22 protein-coding genes are annotated in these 23,576 nt (G+C 59.4%); 17 read left to right on the forward strand and 5 right to left on the reverse strand.

Going from position 1 to position 23,576, the window contains the following annotated elements:
• Positions 1-87 precede the first annotated feature (87 nt).
• From SynA15127_RS03800 to SynA15127_RS03810, 3 genes are all read right to left on the reverse strand, one after another.
• On the reverse strand, positions 88-1,671 hold the full coding sequence (locus SynA15127_RS03800) for a ferredoxin:protochlorophyllide reductase (ATP-dependent) subunit B (protein ID WP_186485066.1): 1,584 nt from the start codon (positions 1,669-1,671) through the stop codon (positions 88-90).
• 4 nt (positions 1,672-1,675) lie between these two features.
• On the reverse strand, positions 1,676-2,953 hold the full coding sequence (locus tag SynA15127_RS03805; protein WP_186485067.1) for a ferredoxin:protochlorophyllide reductase (ATP-dependent) subunit N: 1,278 nt from the start codon (positions 2,951-2,953) through the stop codon (positions 1,676-1,678).
• Between the two features lie 139 nt (positions 2,954-3,092).
• Positions 3,093-3,419 (reverse strand): hypothetical protein, encoded by a 327-nt coding sequence (locus tag SynA15127_RS03810; protein WP_370594036.1) that lies wholly within the window; start codon positions 3,417-3,419, stop codon positions 3,093-3,095.
• 176 nt (positions 3,420-3,595) lie between these two features.
• Here SynA15127_RS03810 and SynA15127_RS03815 point away from each other — a divergent pair, with 176 nt between their 5' ends.
• On the forward strand, positions 3,596-4,375 hold the full coding sequence (locus SynA15127_RS03815) for a BMC domain-containing protein (protein WP_186485069.1): 780 nt from the start codon (positions 3,596-3,598) through the stop codon (positions 4,373-4,375).
• Positions 4,376-4,378: 3 nt separating this feature from the next.
• Here the strand turns inward: SynA15127_RS03815 and SynA15127_RS03820 are convergent, their stop codons facing one another.
• Entirely contained in the window at positions 4,379-4,984 is a 606-nt protein-coding gene (locus SynA15127_RS03820) for a non-canonical purine NTP pyrophosphatase (RefSeq protein ID WP_186485070.1), read from the reverse strand.
• 339 nt (positions 4,985-5,323) lie between these two features.
• On the opposite strand from SynA15127_RS03820, the gene SynA15127_RS03825 reads away from it, so the two are divergent.
• The 16 genes from SynA15127_RS03825 (at position 5,324) to SynA15127_RS03900 (ending at position 22,816) form a co-directional block, all read left to right on the forward strand.
• On the forward strand, positions 5,324-5,635 hold the full coding sequence (locus tag SynA15127_RS03825; RefSeq protein WP_006169870.1) for a BMC domain-containing protein: 312 nt from the start codon (positions 5,324-5,326) through the stop codon (positions 5,633-5,635).
• 71 nt (positions 5,636-5,706) lie between these two features.
• Entirely contained in the window at positions 5,707-7,122 is a 1,416-nt protein-coding gene (locus SynA15127_RS03830) for a form I ribulose bisphosphate carboxylase large subunit (RefSeq protein WP_186485071.1), read from the forward strand.
• 60 nt (positions 7,123-7,182) lie between these two features.
• Positions 7,183-7,524 (forward strand): ribulose bisphosphate carboxylase small subunit, encoded by a 342-nt coding sequence (locus SynA15127_RS03835; protein WP_043695797.1) that lies wholly within the window; start codon positions 7,183-7,185, stop codon positions 7,522-7,524.
• Between the two features lie 98 nt (positions 7,525-7,622).
• Complete coding sequence (locus SynA15127_RS03840) at positions 7,623-9,974, forward strand: CsoS2 family carboxysome shell protein (protein ID WP_186485072.1); 2,352 nt, start codon at positions 7,623-7,625, stop codon at positions 9,972-9,974.
• 7 nt (positions 9,975-9,981) lie between these two features.
• Positions 9,982-11,754, forward strand: coding sequence for a carboxysome shell carbonic anhydrase (locus tag SynA15127_RS03845; RefSeq protein ID WP_186485073.1), 1,773 nt, complete (start codon positions 9,982-9,984; stop codon positions 11,752-11,754).
• A gap of 2 nt (positions 11,755-11,756) precedes the next feature.
• Positions 11,757-12,065 carry a carboxysome peptide A gene (locus SynA15127_RS03850; protein WP_186485074.1) on the forward strand — a complete coding sequence of 103 codons (309 nt, stop codon included), beginning with the start codon at positions 11,757-11,759 and terminating at the stop codon, positions 12,063-12,065.
• A complete protein-coding gene (locus SynA15127_RS03855; RefSeq protein WP_043695809.1) occupies positions 12,065-12,316 on the forward strand; it encodes a carboxysome peptide B in 252 nt (83 codons plus the stop codon). Before SynA15127_RS03850 ends, SynA15127_RS03855 begins: the two co-directional genes overlap by 1 nt.
• 48 nt (positions 12,317-12,364) lie before the next feature.
• The gene (locus SynA15127_RS13625) at positions 12,365-12,928 is read left to right on the forward strand and encodes a BMC domain-containing protein (RefSeq protein WP_304623140.1); all 564 of its coding nucleotides are present in this window, start codon (positions 12,365-12,367) and stop codon (positions 12,926-12,928) included.
• 109 nt (positions 12,929-13,037) lie between these two features.
• Positions 13,038-14,882, forward strand: a complete 1,845-nt coding sequence (locus SynA15127_RS03865; protein ID WP_186485561.1) for an NAD(P)H-quinone oxidoreductase subunit F — start codon at positions 13,038-13,040, stop codon at positions 14,880-14,882.
• Between the two features lie 10 nt (positions 14,883-14,892).
• The gene (locus tag SynA15127_RS03870; protein WP_186485075.1) at positions 14,893-16,383 is read left to right on the forward strand and encodes an NADH-quinone oxidoreductase subunit M; all 1,491 of its coding nucleotides are present in this window, start codon (positions 14,893-14,895) and stop codon (positions 16,381-16,383) included.
• Positions 16,380-17,519: a CO2 hydration protein gene (locus tag SynA15127_RS03875; protein ID WP_186485076.1), complete on the forward strand. Its 1,140-nt coding sequence runs from the start codon at positions 16,380-16,382 to the stop codon at positions 17,517-17,519. Before SynA15127_RS03870 ends, SynA15127_RS03875 begins: the two co-directional genes overlap by 4 nt.
• Before the next feature lie 534 nt (positions 17,520-18,053).
• A complete protein-coding gene (locus tag SynA15127_RS03880) occupies positions 18,054-18,347 on the forward strand; it encodes a 2Fe-2S iron-sulfur cluster-binding protein (RefSeq protein WP_186485077.1) in 294 nt (97 codons plus the stop codon).
• Between the two features lie 299 nt (positions 18,348-18,646).
• On the forward strand, positions 18,647-19,681 hold the full coding sequence (locus SynA15127_RS03885; RefSeq protein WP_186485078.1) for a chlorophyll a/b binding light-harvesting protein: 1,035 nt from the start codon (positions 18,647-18,649) through the stop codon (positions 19,679-19,681).
• A gap of 471 nt (positions 19,682-20,152) precedes the next feature.
• Positions 20,153-20,779 (forward strand): histidine phosphatase family protein, encoded by a 627-nt coding sequence (locus SynA15127_RS03890; RefSeq protein WP_186485079.1) that lies wholly within the window; start codon positions 20,153-20,155, stop codon positions 20,777-20,779.
• 313 nt (positions 20,780-21,092) lie between these two features.
• Positions 21,093-21,857, forward strand: coding sequence for an alpha/beta fold hydrolase (locus SynA15127_RS03895; protein WP_186485080.1), 765 nt, complete (start codon positions 21,093-21,095; stop codon positions 21,855-21,857).
• Positions 21,854-22,816 carry an NAD(P)/FAD-dependent oxidoreductase gene (locus SynA15127_RS03900; protein WP_186485081.1) on the forward strand — a complete coding sequence of 321 codons (963 nt, stop codon included), beginning with the start codon at positions 21,854-21,856 and terminating at the stop codon, positions 22,814-22,816. Before SynA15127_RS03895 ends, SynA15127_RS03900 begins: the two co-directional genes overlap by 4 nt.
• 43 nt (positions 22,817-22,859) lie before the next feature.
• Here the strand turns inward: SynA15127_RS03900 and fldA are convergent, their stop codons facing one another.
• Entirely contained in the window at positions 22,860-23,369 is a 510-nt protein-coding gene (fldA, locus tag SynA15127_RS03905; RefSeq protein ID WP_186485082.1) for a flavodoxin FldA, read from the reverse strand.
• Positions 23,370-23,576: the final 207 nt, after the last annotated feature.

The raw sequence follows: 23,576 nt of genomic DNA on the forward strand, positions 1-23,576 counted from the left end.
CACCAAGAAACGAAAGATCTGCACCGCTTGCTGCCAAGGGTCTGCGGATTTTCTTCGGCTTGATTGAAAAGAAATGAGTGCAAATGCTCATGCCTTGTAGTGGGCTTTTGCGTCATAGAGAGTTTCGCTGCTGATCTCCCGGCAGCCAGCCTGCCGGGCATAGGCCTCGGCGTTGCGTTTCACCTTTCCACGCACAAAGAAGGGGATCTTGCGCAGTTCCGCTTCGCCATCGGCGGTCCAAGCAAGGGCGTCGTCCTCGAGCTCAGGCACATCGCTGAGCTCCGCCTCGGTGGAGCCACCGGCAGCACCGGAGCCACCGGCATGGCCCAGATGGCTCTGGTGACCGTCCACGAATTCGAAATCGTGGCGGAACATGCCGATCAGGTGCTCCTCCAGTCCCATCATCAGCGGATGCACCCAGGCGTCGAAGATCACGTTCGCCCCCTCCCAAGCCATCTGGGGGCTGTTGCGGGCCGGCACATCCTGCACGTGCATCGGGGTGCTGATCACCGCGCAGGGGATGCCAAGCCGCTTGGCGCTGTGCCGTTCCATCTGGGTGCCCAGCACCAGCTCGGGAGCCGCTTCTGCCATGGCGGCCTCCACGGCCAGGTAGTCGTCGCTGATCAGGGCCTCCAGCCCCATGGCCTTGGCAGCAGCCCTCACCGGCCGTGCCATCTCGCGGCTGTAGGTGCCGAGACCCACCACCTCGAAGCCCAGCTCCTCCCGGCAGATCCGTGCTGCCGCCAGGGCATGGGTGCCGTCTCCGAAGATGAACACCCGTTTGCCTGTGAGGTAGGTGGAGTCGACCGATTCGGAATACCAGGGCAGGCGGGAGCGCTGATGCCCCTCGCGGGTGTCGGGCGGATCCATGCCCAGCAGCCCATGCAGTTCGCTGAGGAAGTCGTGGGTGGCGCCGATGCCGATCGGCACCGTGCGTGTGAACGGCATGCCGAAGTTGCGCTCCAGCCAGATGCAGCTGGATTCGGCCACCTCGGGGTACAGACACACGTTCAGATCCGCTGCGGGAAGCCGTGACAGGTCGTCCACCCCCGCTCCCAGCGGCGCCACCACACCCACATCGATGCCGTGCAGCGTCAGCAGCCGCTGCACTTCCAGCACATCATCGCGGCAGCGGAAGCCCAGCAGCGAGGGGCCCAGCAGGTTCACCCTTGGGCGACGGCCCTCCTGCTTCCAGGCCAGAGGGTTGTGACTGGCCTGCTCCGGCACCTGCGACTTCAGCAGGCTGCGCACCAGCTGATACAAGGTCTCCGCCGCACCCCAGTTTTCCTTCTTGCTGTAGGCGGGCAGTTCCAGGGTGACCACGGGCATCTCGAGTCCCATGCCCTGGGCCAGAGCCCCGGGCTGGTCCTGGATCAGTTCGGCGGTGCAGCTCTCGCCCACCAGCAGGGCATCGGGCTGGAAGCGATCCACCGCCTCGCGCACGTGCCGCTTCACCAGTTCCGCCGTGTCACCGCCCAGGTCGCGGGCCTGGAAGGTGGTGTAGGTCACCGGCGGCCGCTGGCCTCTGCGCTCGATCATCGTGAAGAGCAGGTCGGCGTAGGTGTCCCCCTGTGGGGCATGCAGCACGTAATGCACCCCCCGCATCGAGGCGGCGATGCGCATGGCGCCGACATGAGGGGGGCCTTCGTAGGTCCAGAGCGTGAGTTGCATGGCGTCAGGCGTGAACGGGTTCGACGGCGAGGGAGGGATTCAGGCCGGGCTGAATCAGATGACGGCGGCGCAGGGGACGCGAGAACAGTTCGGCGAGATCGCCGGCCTGATCGATGCCGTGGATCGGGCTGAACACGAGTTCGATCGACCATTTGGTGGCGATGCCCTCGGCTTCCAGGGGATTGGCCAGGCCCATGCCGCAGACCACCAGATCGGGAGAGCTGTCACGCACCCGATCCAGCTGCAGTTCGACGTGCTGACCCTCCATCACCGGCGTGCCTTCCGGCAGCAGGGCCAGCTCCTCAGCCATCTGCTCGCGGTTGAGATAAGGGGTGCCAACCTCCACCAGTTCCATGCCGCATTCCCGCTGCAGGAACCGTGCGAGGGGCAGCTCCAGCTGGGATTCCGGCAGCAGGAAGATGCGCTTTCCGCTCAGCACCTTCCGATGGGGTTCCAGGGCGATCCGGGCGCGCTCCATCAGGGGGGCCAGCACCTCGGCCTGTCGCTCGGCGGGCACCTGGAAGGCGTTGGCACCGGCCTCCATCCAGCGGCGGCTCCCCTCTGCGCCCAGTGGGAAGGGGGCGGTGAGCACCGTTGCTCCGCGATCGCGGAGCAATCGAGCGGTTTCGGTGAGGAAGGGCTGGGTGAGCAGCACGGTGGTGCCGGGTCCGACCGGTGGCAGATCCGTGGACTGGCGAGGCGGCAGGCTGCAGATCGTTTCGATGCCCAGGCGTCCGAACAGGTGGATCAGCCTGTCCTCCACGGCATCGGCGAGGGTGCCCACCAGCAGCAGCTGGCGCTCTTCGCTGGCGGGAAGCAGCGGCACCAGTGCGGCGAGAGCCCCGTCCTCCCCCTGCGTGAAGGTGGTTTCAATGCCGCTTCCGGAGTAGTTCACCACCCGAACCCGGCCGTGCATCTCCTCGTTGAGCCGTTCAGCAGCACGGGCCAGATCCAGCTTGATCACCTCGCTTGGGCAGGAGCCCACCAGAAACAGCGTGCGGATTTCGGGCCGGCGTTCCAGCAGTTCATGGCAGACCCGGTCCAGCTCCTCATGGGCGTCCGCCAGTCCGGCCAGATCCCTTTCTCCGAGGATTGCTGTGCCGAAGCGCGGTTCGGCGAAGATCATTACCCCTGCCGCGCTCTGGATCAGATGAGCGCAGGTGCGTGATCCGACCACCAGGAAAAAGGCATCCGGCATGCGCCGGTGCAGCCACACGATCGAGGTGAGTCCGCAGAACACCTCCCTAGGTCCGGTTTCCTTCAGCAGCGTGGGCCCGGCCATCGGCCGCTCCTTGGCAAGGGGGTGTCTTCAACTTGCAAGACGAAGGGCCCTATGCACCAGGTCTGGCGCAATCTCTTAGGGATCCGTTCGGGATTGATCAGCGTCCGGATCAATCCGCCATGGTCTTCAAAGCCGCTCTTCAGAGCCGGCGGCGGAAGCCATCGGTGCGATAGCCGCCCTGACGCTCATCCTGGTCCAGTCGGCTGAGACGCCAGACGTTACGGGTGATCCGGCGTGCCACGAGACCACCGCGCTCGACGCGTTCGCTCCCGGGGCGTGCGCCCAGCAGCAGGCTGACCTCAGCGGTGCTCAGGGGGGCTCCGGTGTCGATGGCCAGGGCGGTGAGTTCCAGGCGCAGGCGCAGCTGGCGGCTGCGCTCGAGATTCTCGTTGCGGGGAGTCTCCAGCCACGGCAGATCCACCTGCCCATCCTCAGCGAGGCGCTGCATCAGGCCGAAACTCACCATGCCGAGGGCCTGATCGGCGGGGATGTCGACGGTGTTCACCGGGGATTGCTCAGGAAGCGCCACAGATCAGACCGAAACTGAGCGGACGGTATCGGCTCTCCATTGCGGCGCAAGGCTTCAGGCCGTCCAGCTGCTCTGAGGGCCTGGACTCGAAATCGTCCGTTACAGTCCCCGCCATGAATCGTTTCGCCAGTTTCGAGGGACGCGAGAGGCGTCGTGGCGGAAGTGCTCTCGTCACCGGTACCGAGGTGCATTCATCGTCTGCCGGTGCCAGCTGTGTGATCACCACGGACAGCGAAGCGCCGCGGTTGATGAGCAGTCAGGTGCAGTCGATCGAGCTGCGCACCTACGTGTTCATCGATTCGTTGCAGCCTCAGCTGGCTGCCTACATGGGCTCCGTCAGCCAGGGATTTCTGCCGATTCCAGGGGACGCCTGTCTTTGGATGGAGGTCTCCCCGGGCATGGCAGTGCACCGGGTCACCGATATCGCCTTGAAGGCCAGCAATGTCCGCCTCGGCCAGATGGTGGTCGAGAGGGCCTTTGGCTCGATGGCCCTCTATCACCGTGATCAGAGCACCGTGCTGCACTCCGGTGATGTGGTGCTCGAGGCGATCGGCAGTTCGATTGAACAGCGCCGCGCTGCCGAGGTGAGCTGGACGGAGGTGATCCGCGCGATCACTCCCGACCATGCTGTGCTCATCAACCGACTGAATCGCCGCGGTTCGATGATCGAGGCCGGGATGAGCATGTTCATCCTCGAGACCGAACCTGCCGGCTACGTGCTGATCGCTGCCAACGAAGCCGAGAAGTCGTCGAACATCACCGTGGTGGACGTGAAGGCCGTTGGTGCCTTCGGACGACTCACCCTGGCCGGCAAGGAGGGAGATGTGGAGGAGGCGGCGGCCGCTGCGATGCGAACCATTGAGATGATCAACCGCACTTCCGTCAACCCCTGAACGTCAGATCAGCTGCAGGAAGCGGCGCAGGTCAGGCGCCAGGGCCCTGGCCGCCTTGCCGCGACTGCCCAGACGGATCAGCTGTGCGTCGTTGAACTCGCCATAGGTGCACCCCGCTTCCCGAACCCAGAGCAGGGATTCGTAGCTCCCTCCGGGGTAGGCGGGAGCCTTCAGAAGCTCGCCCCAGCACACCCCTTCGGCGGAGGCCACGCAGTGGCCTTCAGGATCGCTGAGAACCATCGTGCTGCGGAAACAGGCGCTTCTGTAGGGGGTGCCGCCCAGATCATTCAGCAGCTTGGTGATCTTGGCGTCGTTGCCCTCGGCGTAGCGAGCGGAATACAGCCCCGGGGCACAACCCAAAGCATCGACTTCAAGGCCGGAATCGTCGGCCAGAGCCCAGCCGTCGGTCGCCAGGGCGGCAGCCGTGGCCTTCAGACTGGCATTCTCCCTGTAGGTGGAACCTGTCTCTTCGACCTGAAGAGCTTCAGGCTGACGCTGAACGATCAGCGGAAGCGGTCCGAGCATGGCTTCGATCTCGGACACCTTCACGGAATTGCCGCTGGCGATGGTCAGCAGTGGACGCAAAAGATCAGCTGAATCGACTCCCATTGTGAGGGCCGATCGGCGGATCTCAACGGTTAGGGGGTAGGGGATTTCCGTGCACTCCGGCGGAACGGCATGGGTTGAACATTCCACCCCTCGGCCAAAGGCTTCGGGACCGTTCCGGTCGAAAAACTATCCGCAAGACGGAGCTTCGACAATCGTGTGTCTGCAGGCCAGCACAGGATTTCCCACAGCAGTTCGGAACGGTGGGCGGCCTACTGATAAGCCCTGCTAATGATGTTCACTATGGACAGTGATTGAGAGATGTCGGCGAATCGCTTGACGGGAAGCGCCTCCACGAAGCAGTCTTCGCGGCGAACATTCCACCCTTTTCTCCGGTAGGCAATGGCTAACGAAACCATGGGCATCGCCCTCGGCATGATCGAGACCCGCGGTCTGGTCCCCGCCATCGAGGCAGCTGATGCCATGACCAAGGCCGCCGAAGTGCGACTGATCGGTCGCGAGTTCGTCGGTGGCGGTTACGTCACCGTTCTGGTCCGCGGCGAGACCGGCGCTGTCAACGCCGCTGTCCGCGCTGGCGCTGATGCCTGTGAGCGCGTCGGCGACGGCCTTGTGGCTGCCCACATCATTGCCCGCCCCCACCGCGAAGTGGAGCCTGCTCTGGGCAACGGCAACTTCCTCGGTCAGAAGGACTGAGATCTTCCGCTGAGCCTCTGACGAGGCACGCGAACGTCTCACCCCCCTCACCGACCTAACGGAGTTAACCCATGAGCAAGAAGTACGACGCTGGGGTCAAGGAGTACAGGGACACTTACTGGACTCCTGATTACGTTCCCCTCGACACCGACCTGCTGGCCTGCTTCAAATGCACCGGCCAGGAAGGCGTTCCCAAGGAGGAAGTGGCCGCTGCTGTGGCTGCTGAATCCTCCACCGGCACCTGGTCCACTGTGTGGTCCGAGCTCCTCACCGATCTCGACTTCTACAAAGGCCGCTGCTACCGCATCGAGGACGTCCCTGGTGACAAGGAGTCCTTCTACGCCTTCATCGCCTACCCCCTCGATCTGTTCGAGGAAGGCTCCATCACCAACGTTCTGACCTCACTGGTCGGCAACGTGTTCGGCTTCAAGGCCCTGCGCCACCTGCGTCTCGAAGACCTGCGCTTCCCGCTGGCCTTCATCAAGACCTGCTACGGCCCGCCGAACGGCATCCAGGTCGAGCGCGACCGGATGAACAAGTACGGCCGTCCTCTGCTGGGTTGCACCATCAAGCCGAAGCTCGGCCTGAGCGGTAAGAACTACGGCCGTGTCGTCTATGAGTGCCTTCGCGGCGGTCTGGACTTCACCAAGGACGACGAGAACATCAACTCCCAGCCTTTCCAGCGTTGGCAGAACCGCTTCGAATTCGTTGCGGAAGCCATCAAGCTGTCCGAGCAGGAGACCGGCGAGAAGAAGGGTCACTACCTCAACGTGACCGCCAACACTCCCGAAGAGATGTACGAGCGCGCTGAGTTCGCCAAGGAACTCGGCATGCCGATCATCATGCACGACTTCATCACCGGCGGCTTCACAGCCAACACCGGCCTATCGAAGTGGTGCCGCAAGAACGGCATGTTGCTGCACATCCACCGCGCCATGCACGCGGTGATCGACCGTCATCCCAAGCACGGCATTCACTTCCGCGTCCTCGCCAAGTGTCTGCGTCTGTCCGGTGGTGACCAGCTCCACACCGGCACCGTGGTCGGCAAGCTTGAGGGTGACCGTCAGACCACCCTCGGTTACATCGACCAGCTGCGCGAATCCTTCGTGCCCGAAGACCGCAGCCGCGGCAACTTCTTCGATCAGGACTGGGGTTCGATGCCTGGCGTGTTCGCCGTTGCTTCCGGCGGTATTCACGTCTGGCACATGCCAGCACTGGTCGCCATTTTCGGTGACGACTCCGTGTTGCAGTTCGGTGGTGGTACCCACGGTCACCCCTGGGGCTCCGCTGCAGGTGCTGCTGCCAACCGTGTGGCCCTCGAGGCCTGCGTCAAGGCACGCAATGCCGGTCGCGAGATCGAGAAGGAAAGCCGGGACATCCTCATGGAAGCCGGTAAGCACAGCCCTGAGCTGGCGATCGCCCTCGAGACCTGGAAGGAGATCAAGTTCGAGTTCGACACCGTCGACAAGCTCGACGTTCAGAGCTGATCGTCTCAACGGCCGGTTGACCTAACCGGCCCACCTTTTTTTCTTACCCCCAGGTTCCCCATGCCTTTCCAGAGCACAGTGGGTGACTATCAAACAGTCGCCACCCTGGAGACCTTCGGCTTTCTTCCGCCGATGACCCAGGACGAGATCTTTGACCAGATCGCCTACATCATTGCCCAGGGCTGGAGCCCGCTCATCGAGCACGTCCACCCCAGCAATTCCATGGCCTCCTATTGGTCCTATTGGAAGCTCCCCTTCTTCGGTGAGAAGGACCTCAACGTTGTCGTGAGTGAGCTCGAGGCCTGCCATCGCGCTTACCCCGATCACCACGTGCGCATCGTCGGTTACGACGCCTACACCCAGAGCCAGGGTTCCTGCTTCGTGGTCTTCGAAGGCCGCTGATCCCTCGAACCAATGGTTCCGAGCCCTGATCCTTCAGGGCTCAAGTATTTCCCGGAGGGTTGATCCCCTCCATTCATCGACCACATCCTCGGGCGGACATGGCAAGACTCTCCAGTCGCGAACTCGCACTCGAACGCCGCAAGGCGCTCACCACCACCGGTAAGAAGGCTCCTGCCGCAGCCCGGTCCGGTGACAGCCGGGTGCGCACTGCCGCTGATGCCCGTCCGACCCGAACCCGGGCCAATGCCCCTGTTGAACCCGTCGTCCCTGCTGCCGCAGCTCCGCAGCAGGCGAAGGTGTTCACAACGTCGGCACCGTCGCGCGCCATTCAGGTGAAGCCTCAGCGCCACCCGAGCCGCGATCTGGTTCTGGCCCGTCGTGAGGCCCTCTCCCGCCGTGGCAAGACCGCCGACACCAGCCGCGATCGCAACCGCGCCGATGTGGCGCGTCAGACCACGTCCGCTGCACCTGCAGCTGTCCCTGCTGAAACCACGAAGAGCTGTGGCTGCGGTGGCAAGCGTGCCTCTGAAAAGGCTCCCCTGAGTGCAGCGGCCCCCAAGTTTTCTGCCCGTTCGGAGCGCCGTTCTGCTGCCCCCAAGCGCCGGGCCATCGAGAACCCGAGCCGTGCCCTGGTGCTTGCCCGCCGCGACGCCATGTCCAAGCACGGCAAGACAGCCGGGAAGCAGCCCACCAGTGCAGCCGCTGTCGCCAGGCAGGCCAATCCTGATCTCACCAGCCGCGAGCTGGCCCAGCAGGTTCGTGAGCTGCGGGCCAAGGCCGGTTCCCGCAACAAGCAGGGTGCCGCTGTGAGCCGCCCCACAGGCCCCAACCGCCATGGCGCCAAGCAGGCCGCCGCCGCTGATGCCCATTGGAAGGTGGGAGAAAGCACCACCAGCTCCGGTCAGACGGTCACCGGCACCCAGGCCAACCGTTCGGTGAAGACCACCGGAAACGAAGCCAGCACCTGCCGCTCGATCACCGGAACGGAATATCTCGGAGCCGAGGTGTTCCAGGCCTTCTGCCAATCCGCTCCCGAGCCAACCACTCCGGCCAAGGTTCGTGTCACTGCCACCAGCCACGGCAACCGGGTCACCGGTAATGAGGTGGGTCGTTCCGAAAAGGTCACCGGTGACGAGCCCGGCACCTGCAAGAACGTGACCGGCACCGAATACATCTCCTCCAATCAGGCTGTCTCCTACTGCGGCGGCGGCAACACATCCCCCCGCAAGGTGGGCCACAGCCTCACCGAGCAGGGCCGTCCTGTCAGCGGTGTGATGGTGGGACGCTCCGCAAGCGTCACCGGCGATGAAGCCGGTGCCAATCGCAATCTCACCGGCGATCAGTACCTCGGTTCCGATCCCCTGCCCGAAGGTCGCCCCGCCACGAAGGTCGGCCTGTCTGGCACCCTCTCCGGCACCGGCGTCACCGGCACCATGGTCGGCCGCTCCTCCCAGGTGACCGGTGATGAGTTCGGGTCCTGTCACAGGGTCACCGGCGATCAGTACATCAGTGCTGAACAGGTGAACAGCTTCTGTGGCAGACAGCCCGAACCCGAGGCCTCCAAGGTCGGCTTCAGTGTCACCAACCGCAACCTTGTGGTGAGCGGCACCCGCACCGGCCGATCCGAGAAGGTCACCGGCGACGAGCCCGGCACCTGCAAAGCGGTGACGGGAACCCCTTATGCGGGGCTGGAAGAGGCTGGTCAGAACTGCGGCACGCCGGCTGTTCAGGCCATCCGTGAACGCACCCCGGTCCGTCCCGGCACCCCGGCGGCTCCGATGACCGGGCTGCAGCCTGGAATCGGCGGCGTGATGACAGGTGCAGAGCGCGGAGCCTGTGAAGCCGTCACCGGCACGCCTTATGTGGGTGCAGATCAGTTGTCCGCCGCCTGCGGCAGCGAGGCTCCGGCTGGGAGTGACTCCCACGGCCAGGCACCCGAGGGTGCGGCCTGGACCCGCTTCAGTGTGACGTCACCGGCCCGTGCCGCTCAGCAGCAGCGCGATGCCCAGGGCGGAGTCACCGGCACGGCCTATGAGCAGGGCAACCGCATCACCGGCCCCTTTGACATGGCCGGTGGCAAGGTCACCGGAACGGAGCAGTTCCGCTTCGACAACCGCGAGTTCCAAAACCGTCAGCAGCAACGTCAGTTCCAGCCAACTGTTGCCGTTGTCAGTGAACCGGCTGAACAGCCAGCCTCCCGCGTCACCGGTGAGGGGTCGTCCAGGAAAGTCACTGGTGATGACTGGGATCGTGGTGAGCACGTCACTGGTACCGAAGGCGCTTCCGCCCGTCGCCGCAACCCCACTCGTCCGGGCCCGATGAGTGCGTTGTCTCCGTACGAACGCAAGCGCAATGAAGAGAACGAGTGGCCTGTCAGCCGGGTCACCGGCTCCAGCGGCAACACCGACAAGGGTTCCCTGATCACCGTCTCCGGCGGCGCACGGGGCTGATCTGCTGATGGTTCGCTCCATGCCTTCCCGCGGCGGGCGACCTCAGGCCCCCACGGCTCCCACGCGCCGGCAACTGCAGAACAACAGTCCTGCAGCCGGCGCTTCTGTTCCACCCATGGAGTCGGCTTCAGACTCCACCAAGACCCGGGATGCTGCTCTGCAGCGTCGGCGAGCACTGACCATGGCCGGCAAAGCGGCGAAGCTGGTCCAGGGTTCCATCGGTGGTGGTCGGGTTCGCACGGCTGTTGATCAGCAGCGTCGGACCCCAAAGCAGCAGGCTGTGTCCCAGCAACCGGGCTGGGTTCGCCGAGAGAAGAGCCAGACCACTGTGGTTCCCTTCAACCTGAGCCGCTCCTCCCTGCCGCTCACCCATCGCCAGCACCCGCTCACCGATTCGGCCGGCAATGCACGACTGCAGGCGTACGAGCTGGAGGTGAAGGGGCGTTTTGATCGCATTGTTCCCCTGCTCAAGCGGGTCTCGGCCCTGCAGCACCAACACGATTTCATCGAGCAGGCTCAGCGCCTCACCAGGACCGAACTGGGCTTTGATCTGCCTCAGCACATCCTTGAACGGGCCTGGGTGCGTCCCCTCGACATGCGGGCGCTGTTCGCCTGGTGTGTCTTTGAAAGCCATCGGCTGTTCAGTGATCGTTTCTTTCAGGACGATCCACTTGATGGGGCCAGCGGCAGTGCCTCCTCAAGGGAGTTCGAGCAGTTTCTGCTCGACTGCGGCATTCATCTGCTCGACGTGACGCCCTGCGCCGATGGCCGCCTGGCCCACACGGTGGCCTACGCGTTGCGCATCCCCTTCAGCGCCGTGCGTCGACGCTCCCATGCCGGAGCCATGTTCGATGTGGAGAACACGGTGAACCGCTGGGTGAAGACCGAGCATCGCCGCTACCGAGAGGGGATGCCCAACCCCGCCAGTGAACCGACCCGTTATCTGAAGGTCGTCACCTATCACTTCAGCTCCCTGGATCCCGAGCATCAGGGTTGTGCCGCCCATGGAAGCAACGATGAGCTGGCGGCATCAGCCGGGTATCAGCGCCTGCTCGATTTCCGGGAAGCCGTGGAGAACAGCTTCTGCTGCGGTGCTTCGGTGGATCTCCTGCTGATCGGCCTGGACACCGACACCGACGCAATCCGCGTTCACCCTCCCAGCCGGGACAGTGAAATGGTTCTGGATCAGTGGCTGTGTGCCCGTGATCTGCATGCCGCCACCGCCTCGATGAGCGCGGATCAGGCCATGGTGCAGATCGCGGAGGCGGTCGAATCCGCAGCCCCGGGTCCGATGGATCCCGGCATGGTCACCTTCCTCACGCGTCTGATCGCCAACAACTGCTCCCAGATCGACTACGTGCAGGATCTGCACGGAGCTCCCTATCCGGACGCCGGTCATGCCGAGCGTTTCATCGGTGTCGGAATCGGTTTCAAGGAGGTTCACCTGCGCAACCTCACCTACTTCGCCCATCTCGACACCGTCGAGGAGGGAGCTCCCGATTTGGATGTGGGGGTCAAGATCTTCCGTGGTCTGAACGTCTCCCGTGATCTGCCGATCCCCGTCGTGATCCGCTTCGACTATTCGGGTCGCGTTCCCGGCGCCCGTCAGCGGGCGATCGCCGACTGCACCCGGGTGAATCAGGCCATCGCCAGCCGTTACAGCGAGCTGGTCGATCAGGGCCTGCTGCACACTTGCCTCACCGTTCGTGATCGCAACCAGACGGCTCCGGCCGAGGTCGTCGGTTCCACCCTCGCCCCCCCGCTCCAGGAGGCTCACTGATCATGCTCATCGTCAAGGTCATCAAGCCGCTCGTCTCCACCAACCGCATCCCGGACTTCGAGCACAAGCATCTGCAGGTGGTTCAGGACGGCAGTACCAAAAAAGTGGCCGTTGATGCCGTGGGTGCCAAACCGGGCGACTGGGTGATCTGCGTCAGCAGCTCCGCCGCCCGCGAAGCCGCCGGCAGCAAGTCTTATCCCAGTGATCTCACCATCGTGGGGATCATCGATCACTGGGAACCGGATCCGCCGAAGACCCCCGCACCGGCGCCGGCACCCGGCAGCACCCCTGCCGGAGGACCCACCAGCTGATGGAAATCATGCAGGTGATGGGAACTCTCGTGTGCACATTCCGTGTGGCAGGGCTGGATCACATGCACCTGCGCGTCCTGCGCAACGCCAAGGGCAAGAAGCTCGTGGCGGTGGACCCCGTGGGTGCTCGCGAGGGCAACTGGGTGTTCACTGCCAGCGGCTCAGCCGCCCGGCATGCGTGCCCCGACAACAAGGTGCTCACCGATCTGACGATCGGTGGAATCATCGACCACTGGACGCCGGACGGATAGGGACTCTCCCCGCTCCTCCGCCTCCGTTCCGCCTCCAACACCCTTTTCATGGCCACTCCTACCCCGACTCCCCGCCGCCGCACCACCCGCAGTTCCGCTGCAGCCAAGAGTGCCGCCAGCAAGACCGTGGACGTCACTCCCGTTGTCAGCACTCCGGCGGCTGCTGCTCCCAGTCCCACCAGCACCCCGGCCGCGAGCGCACCGGCCACCACCACCCCCCGTCGCGCGAGTGCGCGCACTCCATCCGCCGCTGGCGGCAGCGGCAGCAAACGCGGTGCCACGTCGCTGTCCGCAAACCAGGCCGCGGATGCCCCGATCTCAGGGATTGCACTGGGGATGATCGAAACCCGCGGGGTGGTGCCGGCGATCGAGGCAGCTGATGCCATGACCAAGGCCGCCGAAGTCACGCTGATCTGTCGGGAATTCGTCGGCGGTGGTTACGTCACCGTGATGGTGCGGGGTGAAACCGGTGCTGTGAACGCCGCCGTGCGTGCCGGAGCCGATGCTTGCGAGCGGGTCGGCGACGGTCTGGTCGCTGCCCACATCATTGCCCGTCCCCATCAGGAGGTGGAGCCTGCCCTGGTCAGCAGTGGCGCCCTGCGCCGCAGTTGAGCCTGAAGTGTCTGCCGATGTCCGTTCACAAAGAGCGCTCGACCGCTTGGCAGCCGCTTAGATTCCTCGGCCAATGCCGACAAGCCCGATCCCCTTTCCGCTTGCCGTTTTGACTTCGGAGCTGTCCTTACCCGTCCAGGTTGCCTGGCTGATTCCGCTTTACGGATTTGCCGGCATGCTTGTGTCGCTTCCCTGGGCAGCGGGTTTATTCCAGCGTCAGGCTCACCGACCGGCGGCCTACCTGAACATCCTTCTGACCCTGCTGGCCTTCGTGCACGGCAGCCTGCTCCTGCAGGAGGTCTTCCAGTCCGGTCCGGTCGATCTGGCCTATCCCTGGCTGACGCTGGCCGACCTGGAGCTCGACATCAGTTTCAGCCTCACGCTCACCAATCTGGTGGCCCTGGAACTGATCACCGGTCTCAGCCTGCTTTCCCAGGTTTATTCCCTGGGATATATGGACAAGGAATGGGCCCTGGCCCGCTTCTTCGCTCTGCTCGGTTTCTTTGAAGGGGCCATGAGCGGGGTGGTGCTGAGTGATTCGCTCTTCCAGAGCTATTTCCTGCTGGAGATGCTCACCCTTTCCACGTATCTATTGGTGGGGTTCTGGTATGCCCAGCCCCTGGTGATTACCGCCGCCCGCGACGCTTTTCTCACCAAGCGCGTCGGTGATGTGCTGCTGCTGATGGGCGTGGTGGCGCTCTGCAGCTTCTCCGGTGCGATGGGTTTCGGTGATCTCTACATCTGGGCATCCCGTGACACCCTCTCCCCTCTGGCAGCGACGCTGCTGGGTCTTGGCCTGATCGCCGGTCCCACCGGCAAGTGCGCTCAGTTCCCGATGCACCTCTGGTTGGATGAGGCGATGGAGGGGCCGAATCCCGCCTCGATCCTGCGCAACTCCGTGGTGGTGACCTGCGGGGCGATCGTGCTGCTCAAGGTGATGCCGATCCTTCAGCATTCGCCGGTGGCCCTGGTGGTGCTGTTGGTGATCGGCAGCATCAGTGCCATCGGTGGGTCCCTGGTGGCCATCGCCCAGGTGGACATCAAGCGCACGCTGTCGTATTCGACCACCGCTCATCTGGGCCTGGTGTTCATTGCCATTGCCCTGCAGATCCCGGTTCTGGCGCTGCTGCTGCTGTTTTCTCATGCCGTCTCCAAAGCGCTGCTTTCGATGAGCATCGGTGGCGTGATCGCGTCCACCAACTGCCAGGACATCACGGAACTGGGAGGTCTTGCCAGCCGCATGCCGGCCACCACCACCGCCTATCTGGTGGGAAGTGCTGGCCTGGTCGGCTTTCTTCCCCTGGGTGGCTTCCTGGCGCTGGCCCAGTCGATCGAGCTGCTCAGCGTGCGCTCGGTGCCGTTCATGGCCGTGTTTCTGCTCACCAACGCCCTGACAGCACTCGGACTGGTGCGGGTGTTCCGCCACGTCTTCCTAGGTGACTCCCTGATCAAGTCCCGCCGGGCGGCCGAGGTGAACTGGCAGATGGCCCTGCCGATGGTCGCTCTCACGGTGATCGTGCTGCTGACGCCGGTGCTGCTGGTGCGTCTGGAATCGCTCGATGGTCTGCTGGCGTTTCCGCTCTGGGCTGCAGCCCTTGTGGTGGGAAGCGGTCTGGTGGGGCTGGTGGCCGGAGCTCTGCTGCCGTTGAGCAAGGCCTGGTCGCGATCGCTCAACCCCGCACTGCGCTGGTTCCAGGATCTGCTGGCCTATGACTTCTACACCGAGGAGTTTTACCGGCTCACGATCGTCAATGTGGTGGCAGGCATCTCGCGTCTGGCCTCCTGGTTTGACCGCACGGTGGTGGATGGGGTGCTTCACGGTGTGGCGAGGCTGTCTCTGCAGAGCGCTGAGAGCCTCAAGCTCAGTGTCAGCGGACAGGGCCAGTCCTATGTGCTCACGGTGCTGGTCGCCATCGTTCTCTTCCTCACTTCGGTGAGCTGGTTCCTCGCCTGACGCCGTCGCCATGCTGCTCTCTCTGCTGCTGCTGATCCCCTTCCTCGGTGCCCTGGCACTGATCCTCTGGCCGGCGGATCCCCCGCCCGAGCGTCTGCGGATCGCCACCGTGGTGATCCTGGCCCTGCAGTGCCTGGTGAGCTTTGGCCTCCTGATTCCCTTCGATGCCTCGGAGGCCGGGCTGCAGATGGTGGAGCAGGCCCGCTGGGTGCATTCCATCGGCCTCGACTACGCCCTGGCTGTGGATGGTCTGTCGCTGCCGCTCGTGCTGATGAACGGCGTGCTGTGCCTGGTGGCGGCGGTGGCCTCCCGCTCGATTGAGAACCGTCCCCGCATCTATTTCGCCCTGCTTCTGATCATCAGTGGTGCCGTGAATGGTGCCTTCCTGGCCCAGAACCTGCTGCTGTTCTTCCTCTTCTATGAGCTTGAACTGATCCCTCTCTGGCTGTTGATCGCCATCTGGGGTGGAGCGAACCGTGCCTACGCCGCCACCAAGTTCCTGATCGTCACCGCCGTGTCGGGGGTGCTGATCCTGGGGGCGTTCCTGGGCCTGGCCCTGGTCACCGGCACCATGGACTTCAGCCTGCGGCCGATCCTGGCCGGCGATCTGGGCATGACGGCCCAGCTGCTGCTGATGGGAGCGTTGCTGATCGGCTTCGGCATCAAGATTCCGCTCTTTCCGTTCCACACCTGGCTGCCCGATGCCCACACGGAGGCCTCCACGCCGGTGTCCGTGCTGCTGGCGGGAGTGCTGCTGAAACTGGGAACCTACGGATTGCTGCGCTTCTGCCTGGGTCTGTTCCCGGAGGCCTGGCAGGTGGCGGCCCCCTGGCTGGCGGCCTGGGCTGCGATCTCGGTGCTGTACGGGTCGCTGGCGGCGATCGCCCAGACCGACATGAAGCGGATGGTGGCCTACAGCTCAGTGGGCCACATGGGGTATGTGCTTCTGGCTGCGGCAGCGGCCACACCCCTGGGGTTGATGGGAGCTCTGTTCCAGATGGTCAGCCATGGCTTGATCTCCGGCGTGCTGTTCCTGCTGGTGGGGGTGGTCTATGCCCGCACCGGCACCCGCGATCTCAATGTGCTGCGCGGTCTGCTCAATCCCCAGCGCGGCCTGCCGCTCACCGGTTCGCTGATGATCATCGGTGTGATGGCCAGCGCCGGCATCCCTGGCATGGCGGGCTTCATCTCTGAATTTCTGATCTTCCGCGGCAGCCTTCAGCCCTTCCCCGTTGCCACCTTGCTGTCGATGGTGGGCTCTGGACTCACGGCGGTGTATTTCCTGCTGCTGGTGAACCGTGCCTTCTTCGGACGTCTGGCGATCGCCCCCGGAGAGGTGAGCAATCCCCGTATTCTCGATCCGGTGGCCCTGCGTGAGCAGGTGCCGGCGATCGCACTCAGCTTCGGTGTCCTCGTGCTGGGTCTCGCTCCGGAGCTGCTGGCGAACCTCAGTGAAGCGGCCACCACCGGCCTCAGTCAGCTCAGTGGAGGACTGTCATGACCACCACCGCACCTTTGCCCGTCTCCGCTCCAACGCTTCCGGATCAGGAGGAACTGATCCGGCGTCTGCTCAGCGACACTCCCCTGCTCAAGGACACGCCCGATCACCTGCTGCAGGTGGTGAACGTTCTCGAGAGCTACGGGATCGTGCTGGATGCTTACAGCAAGAACCTGGTCGACCAGGGGCACAAGCAGCTGCTCAATCCCTTCCCAGTGTTCCGCTTCTTCCATGAGGGTTTCAACCTCAAGCGGCTCTGGGATCATCTGCTGGGGGACCGGATCAATTTCGAGTACGCCGAGTACTGCCAGAAGGCGATGTTCTGGCACGGAACCGGAGGATTGGATGCCTACCTCGACAGTGGCGCCTTCCAGGATGCCTGCGATCGGATCATTGCGGCCAAGACCCGCCGTGACCCTCTGCTGGCTTTCACCAACAGCCTCTACCGGGGGTTCGCTCCGGAATCGATCCGTTCGCTCACCACGATCTACTGCCTCGGATTGTTCTGGCGGGTGATGAGCGATCTGTTCGTCGATCTGGCCCGTCGCTACCGCATCGGTGAGGTGGCCTGCGTCAACGACGTGGTGCATCACATCCGCGACGGCCTTGTGGCCGCAGCAGGCAGTCCGATCACTTACAAAGTGACCGTGGCCGGTGAGGAGTTCTGGGTGCTGCCTCCCGAGGCGGGCCTCACCTTCCTGGTGGATGTGGCCGTGCCTTACGTGGAGGCAGTGTTCTTCCGAGGCATGCCGTTCCTAGGCACGGTCTCCTACAACGCCCAGGCTCGCCAGATCTCGCCGGACATCAGCGATTTCAAGTACGGCGCTCTCTACGCCGATCCGATTCCGAGCATGGGGGCCGGCATCCCGCCCAGCCTCTGCATGCAGGACATGTACCGGCATCTGCCGGAGGAGCTGAGCCGCTGGTACGACCATCACGGTCGGGCTCAGGTGGACGTGCACGTGCAGATCTGCATCAGTTTCCAGAAATCGATGTTCTGCGTCACCAACGGGGCGATCGCCGGCACCATGCCTCACCCGTTGGATTCCCAGGATCCCGAGCAGCAGGCGGCCAATCGCGCCTATGCCGAGGCCTGGTCGGGTCGCTTGATGGGGTGCCAGCGGGTGGCGCTTCTCTAGCCCCTGAAGATCAGCCCGACTTCAGGGGTGTGATTGATCCTTGCCTTACGTCAAGATCATCTGATTCAAGAAGAATGGCGGATATTTTGACAATCAACATTTTGAATCCCCCACTCTTTTGACTTGATCACAAAACACTTGATATCTCTCATGATTGACTTTGGCTTGATGTAAAGGTGCTCTCCGATGGCCTTGTAGGTCCACCCCTGTTTTCGAAGTGCAATTGCAATGTTCAGGCGCTTAAAGCGCCAACCTTGGACGGGCCCCAGTCTGTGTGAGACCCCGCGATTGGAAGTCATTATGATGATGAGATGATCTCATCCAGCTTTTAGCTTCCCAAGCACGGTGAGCTGACATAAGAGCTCTGACGTGTTGACAATATATGCATTTAGAATTTCAAATGATTGCATTGCCAGGCTCTTTGATGACATCTAATTTGATCGCTGCGGATGTTTCATTTGTGGCCGAATGAATGAGCAAATCTTACACCATGATTTCTCTGAATGTTATTGTAACTTTGATTTTTACCTGTAAATGACTTCATTCAGGGTTGAGTTGCATACTCCAGGTGGGGTGAGGAGCTTTGAGTGCCCTGATGACGAATACATTCTTGATGCAGCAGAGCAGGCTGGTATTGATATGGTCTATTCATGTAGAGCAGGGGCATGTAGTTCCTGTGTCGCGAAGCTCATTGGGGGTACACTTGATCAATCTGATCAAAGTTTTCTCGACGACGAGCAGATGGAATTAGGATATTCGTTGTTATGCGTTTCTTATGCAACATCTGATTTGGTTTTAAGGACAGACTGTGAGGACGAGCTGTGGTAAGCAGTTTTCGTTAACCATAAGCTTCTATCCCGTGTAAAAAATGATAGCAATAATGCCTGTGATGATGCGTCTGTTTGCGAATTTCGTTTGATCGGCGTTGACGAAGGATTTGCCTTGGTGAGCGATGGCTCCTAGCTCGATTGTGATGTGTATTTGCCTCATAGATGAGCTTGATACTGCTCTTCGTTGCATATGATGTATCCTCCCGAAAGTTTGAAACATGACGGAAAAGTAGTGTTAACTGGATATTGGATTAACGAGTGGCGACCTTTACTCTTTAATAGCCCAATCTTTTTCTTATGCAGTCTTATGGAAATCCATCCGTCACCTACGACTGGTGGGCGGGAAACTCAGGTGTAGCCAAGCGTTCCGGTTCTTTTATTGCTGCACACGCTGCCCATGCAGGGTTAATTATGTTTTGGGCTGGAGCTTTCACACTATTTGAGCTGGCTCGTTACAACGTCAATCTACCGATGGGAGATCAAGGACTGATTCTTCTCCCTCATCTAGCAGGTCTTGGTTTCGGTCTTAATGAGGCTGGCATAATTTCAGATACCGAGCCCTACATTGCGATTGCGGCTTTTCATCTTGTTTCATCCGCAGTTCTTGGGGCCGCTGGAATTTGGCACACACTTCGTGCTCCCAAAGATCTCTCCAAAGCGGAGGGGCGTGCACAAAAATTTCACTTTGAATGGGATGACCCGAAGAAACTGACCTTTATTCTTGGTCATCACTTGATTTTTCTTGGCCTCGGTGTCATCGCTTTCGTCGAGTGGGCGAAGCGCCACGGTATCTATGACACGGCGATAGGTGCAGTGCGAAAGGTGGAGCCCAATATTGACCTGGGAATGGTTTGGGGGTATCAGACTAATTTCTTAAGCATAAATAGCTTGGAAGATGTCATGGGTGGCCATGCAGTGCTCGCATTTATCCTCACAATTGGCGGTGTTTGGCATATTATCTCGTCACCCTTTGGTGTTTTTAAAAAGGTTCTGATTTATTCTGGCGAAGCTATCCTCTCGTATTCGCTCGCCGGGATTGCACTCATGGGTTTTGTTACGAGTATTTGGTGTGCCCAGAACACGACGATCTATCCAGTGGAATTTTATGGTGAAGCGCTTAAACTCAACTTTGCATTTTCACCTTATTTCAGTGACACTCAATCTGTGATTGATGGCGGTAATACAGCGCGTGCATGGCTCGCAAATACTCATTTCTATCTTGCATTCTTCTTCCTGCAGGGGCATTTTTGGCACGCATTGCGCAGTATGGGCTTTAACTTCAAAAGTGTGTCCCAGGCACTTGAGTCGATGGACACAGCTAAAATCAGCTGATCAAAATTTCTTCAATAGATTTCATTTAATAAAAAGCCCCTCTACAGAGGGGCTTTTTTTTGTCTAGCGACGCTTGATTAATCTTTAGGCTTTAAACTCAAGAAGTAAATGGCTGATTCTTGGAGTCTTGATGATTGATCTCTCTCAGCCAAGCTTTGTAGACTGGCTTTAGGCATTGCTTTAATCTCTTGGTACCAATGAGCCCAGGTTTGTTGTCGGTTCATTATTTCGAGCAGTGTAGGATGCTTGTAAGGTGCCACTATTTCGGACGCGCGGCCTCTCGGGTCGCTTTCGATCAGAGGCCAATGCCAATATTGATACTTTGAATCCGTCGTTTGTTCCTATCCGAGTTTTCTGCTAGAAAAATATAATTTCTGCCATGCCTGGTGATTATTTGTAGGCACGGATCAATCATTTTGTTGAGTCTGTCTTGAACAGCTAACTAGGCTTTCTCCAGCTCATCTTATTTGGATGACATTTTGGAAAATCCACTCAGCGCTTTTGATTGCATTGAGTGTTCAAGGAGCCTCCGCTCAAACAAATGTGTTGGATCGTCCGTCACCGTGGCTGTCCTCACTTCAACAAGGTGGTTATGTCTTGTATCTCCGTCACACCGAGACCAAAAAGGATTGGGCTGATCAAGCATCTCCTAACCTTGATTTGAATGACTGTGCAACCCAGCGGCAATTAAGTGAACGAGGTGTCTCTCAAGCTGTTCAAATAGGATATGCTATTGAGACACTTGGAATCCCGGTCAAGACTGTTCTTTCCAGCGATTACTGTCGCGCCAAGGATACAGCTCATCACGCTTTTAGGCGATATACAACAGACAGTCGACTAAATTTTCTTCCCTGTGAGGAGTGCTCTGATCTTCAATCTGCCACCTATGCGTTGAGAGTTCGACCTCTTTTGTCGACTATTCCACAAGCTGGAAGCAACACCGTGTTGGTGGGACACGATGATCCTTTTGAAGCCGCTACAGGAATCTACCCAGAACCAATGGGTGTCACTTATATTATTCAGCCTCTAGGCTCAGGAAAGTTTGAAGTGAAAGCATTTATCAATCCTGACGATTGGCAGCAATTGAATCTTAAATAGGCAAGTCTTTTTTCTTCTTTCTTTTTATGTCTCGCGTTGTCTCCATTTATCTTCAGTCAGTGACTTTTGGCATTATCCCGGCGAGGTCTCTGACGCAGCTAACTCAGCTTGAATCCAGTAGTGATCAGGCCGAGCGGTCGCTGATCAGTCATCTCAGAGCACAGGTTTCCAAGGGCGTGATCCGGCTTGTTCAAGAGTCAACCTCGGCTCAGGATATCGTTTGATTGGTAACTTTTGACTCACTCACAATGCTCTTGTCGTTGCTTCCAATCGATATCTGTGGGTAAGAATTATGTGAGCATGGACTTGGCTGATGCAACCCTCAAGTGTCCTTTGGTTGGATGCTCAACCAAGCTTGTATTGCTTCAATCGCAGATTAGCTCGTTTGCTCAGCGAGTCTCGCACTGTCAGGCAGTGGTCTTTCCAGCATGACTTGGATGAATCCTGCTCTGTGGAGACAATTCATCATTTACTTGTCGAAAGCCTGAACGACTTGGATGAACCTCCGCATTTGATTGCTCATGGTCTGAGTGGTTCCATTGCATGCTTGTTTGCCCAGCGCTATCCAAGCCTGATCCGTTCACTGACAGTCCTTTCCGTTGATACTCTGAGTTGTAATCATTGGACCAATCACTACTTGGCAATGAGATCTCAATTGCCTTGTTCTAGAGCTCAAATTTTGTCACATCTTTCGTCTGCACTTATAAAAACTGATCATGTCCATGTGAATTCTGCTCTTTCTCAGCTGCTCGAGAAGTGTCTGGATTCAGACTTTATATCTGGCTCTGTTGTTGGACAGCAATCCATTGATTCTTTGACACCACCAGATGTTCCTATGTTGATTCTGAATGGTGAGTACGACTTTGTGGTTGATTCTGGTTCTCTGCACCGCTGGAGATCAGTTCTGAAACCGGGTGATTATGTTGAGTTGATTTCGCAAGGTCGCCACTTCTTTCAATTCTCGCATGCGGCTCTGGTTGTCGAGAAAATTAATGCCTTTCTCGACTTGATAGCGACCAACGAATTTCCAGACACGATTTCCTCCCTCTCCCCAGTTTCTTCGACATTACAGTCATGACGACTGATTTTATTGATGCTGATGTTCTCATCATTGGCGGTGGGCCTGCAGGTTGCAGTTGTGCCCTTTACACAGCACGATCTGCTTTGAAAACTTGTATTCTCGATAAGAATGATGCTATTGGGGCCCTGGCAATTACTCATAAAATTGCCAATTACCCTGGTGTTAGTTCAGAGGTTTCTGGTGCTGCTCTGCTCGAGATCATGCGCGAGCAGGCCGCACATTACGGTGCCGAATATTATCGGGCTCAGGTTTTTGGTGTCGATTTAAGTTCTGAAAGTAAAATTGTATATACACCTGAAGGTACGTTCCGTGGAAAAACCTTGGTTCTTGCTACGGGTGCTATGGGGCGTACATCAACATTGCCTGGAGAAGACACCTATCTTGGCCGTGGTGTCAGCTACTGTGCAACCTGCGACGGCGCCTTTTATCGGAACCAGGATGTTGTCGTGTATGGATCAAATCAGGAAGCGGTCGATGAAGCTCTGGTTTTAACCAAGTTTGCTTCAACAGTGCATTGGGTGACGAATACTAAGCCCGCACAGACAACAAAAGGTGTCGATCAGCTCACAGCTCATTCAAATGTTCGTCACTGGTCTCGAACGCGTCTTGTCGCTATCGACGGAAATGAAGAAGGAGTGACTAACGTCACCCTGAAGGGTTCAACACCGAACGATGTCGAAATTCTCCATGTGAATGGTGCTTTTGTCTATTCGACAGGAACATTGCCGATCGTTGATTATCTTCAAAATCAGATTAGTTTGACTGATGAAGGTGGAGTCAAGGTCGATGAGACGATGATGACCAGTGTGGATGGGGTCTGGGCAATTGGTGATATTCGCAATACCCCCTTCAAACAGGCTGTGGTTGCTTGTTCTGATGGATGTATTGCTGCAATGGACATTGATAAATATTTAAATCAACGCAAGCAGATCCGTGTGGATTGGGTGCACCGATAAAAGAAAGGCGTGAGCCAATTCTTTTATCGGCTTAGCAACTTGATCAGGCCTCGCTGTTGATCTGTTGGACCCATTGGTTAAGACGTTGATCGGTCAGTTCTGACTCATTGTCTTCATCAATCGGCAGGCCGCAGAATTTTCCGTCAATCACGCTTTTTGAGTCGTCGTAAGTGTAGCCACTTGTTGGCACTTTGCCGATCATTTTGGCGCCTGATTGTAGAAATGCTGTGTACAATTCTTCCATGGCGTCACAGAAGAAGTCTGAGTAACCAGAGGAGTCGCCTAGCCCGAGGATGGCAACAGATTTACCAGCAAAGTCCTGATTTGGGATGTCCTGAGCCAAATCATCCCAGGCCGTACCCGATCGAGCTTCATCAGCCCCCGTGTTCCATGTTGGAATGCAGCAAATTAATGATTCAGCATTCACTAACTCATCAATGGAGCCGATGTTGTCAACATCTTTTGCCTCGGTTCCCGGGAGCAGCTCTTTGAGTCGATCAGCGATGTCTTCGGTTTTTCCTGTTGAGGTTGCAAAGAAGATGGTGAAAGCCATGTGGCCTGATACACGCTATTTCATTTTGGCTGGCTGATGTTGGACTCCTTATGACGATTGATCAGGCCTGTTGTTGTCTCTGATTGACTCGAGGTGTCTTTTTTGTGCGCTGGCTAGGGTCGCTTGATACGGTTGCGGGTTAAATTTTATGCATTCAGCTGTTCGTTGGGCCAGTCATCGAGCTGTGGTTTCTGAGATGAACGCCGC

The organism is Synechococcus sp. A15-127 (genome assembly GCF_014280215.1).
Classification (GTDB): domain Bacteria; phylum Cyanobacteriota; class Cyanobacteriia; order PCC-6307; family Cyanobiaceae; genus Parasynechococcus.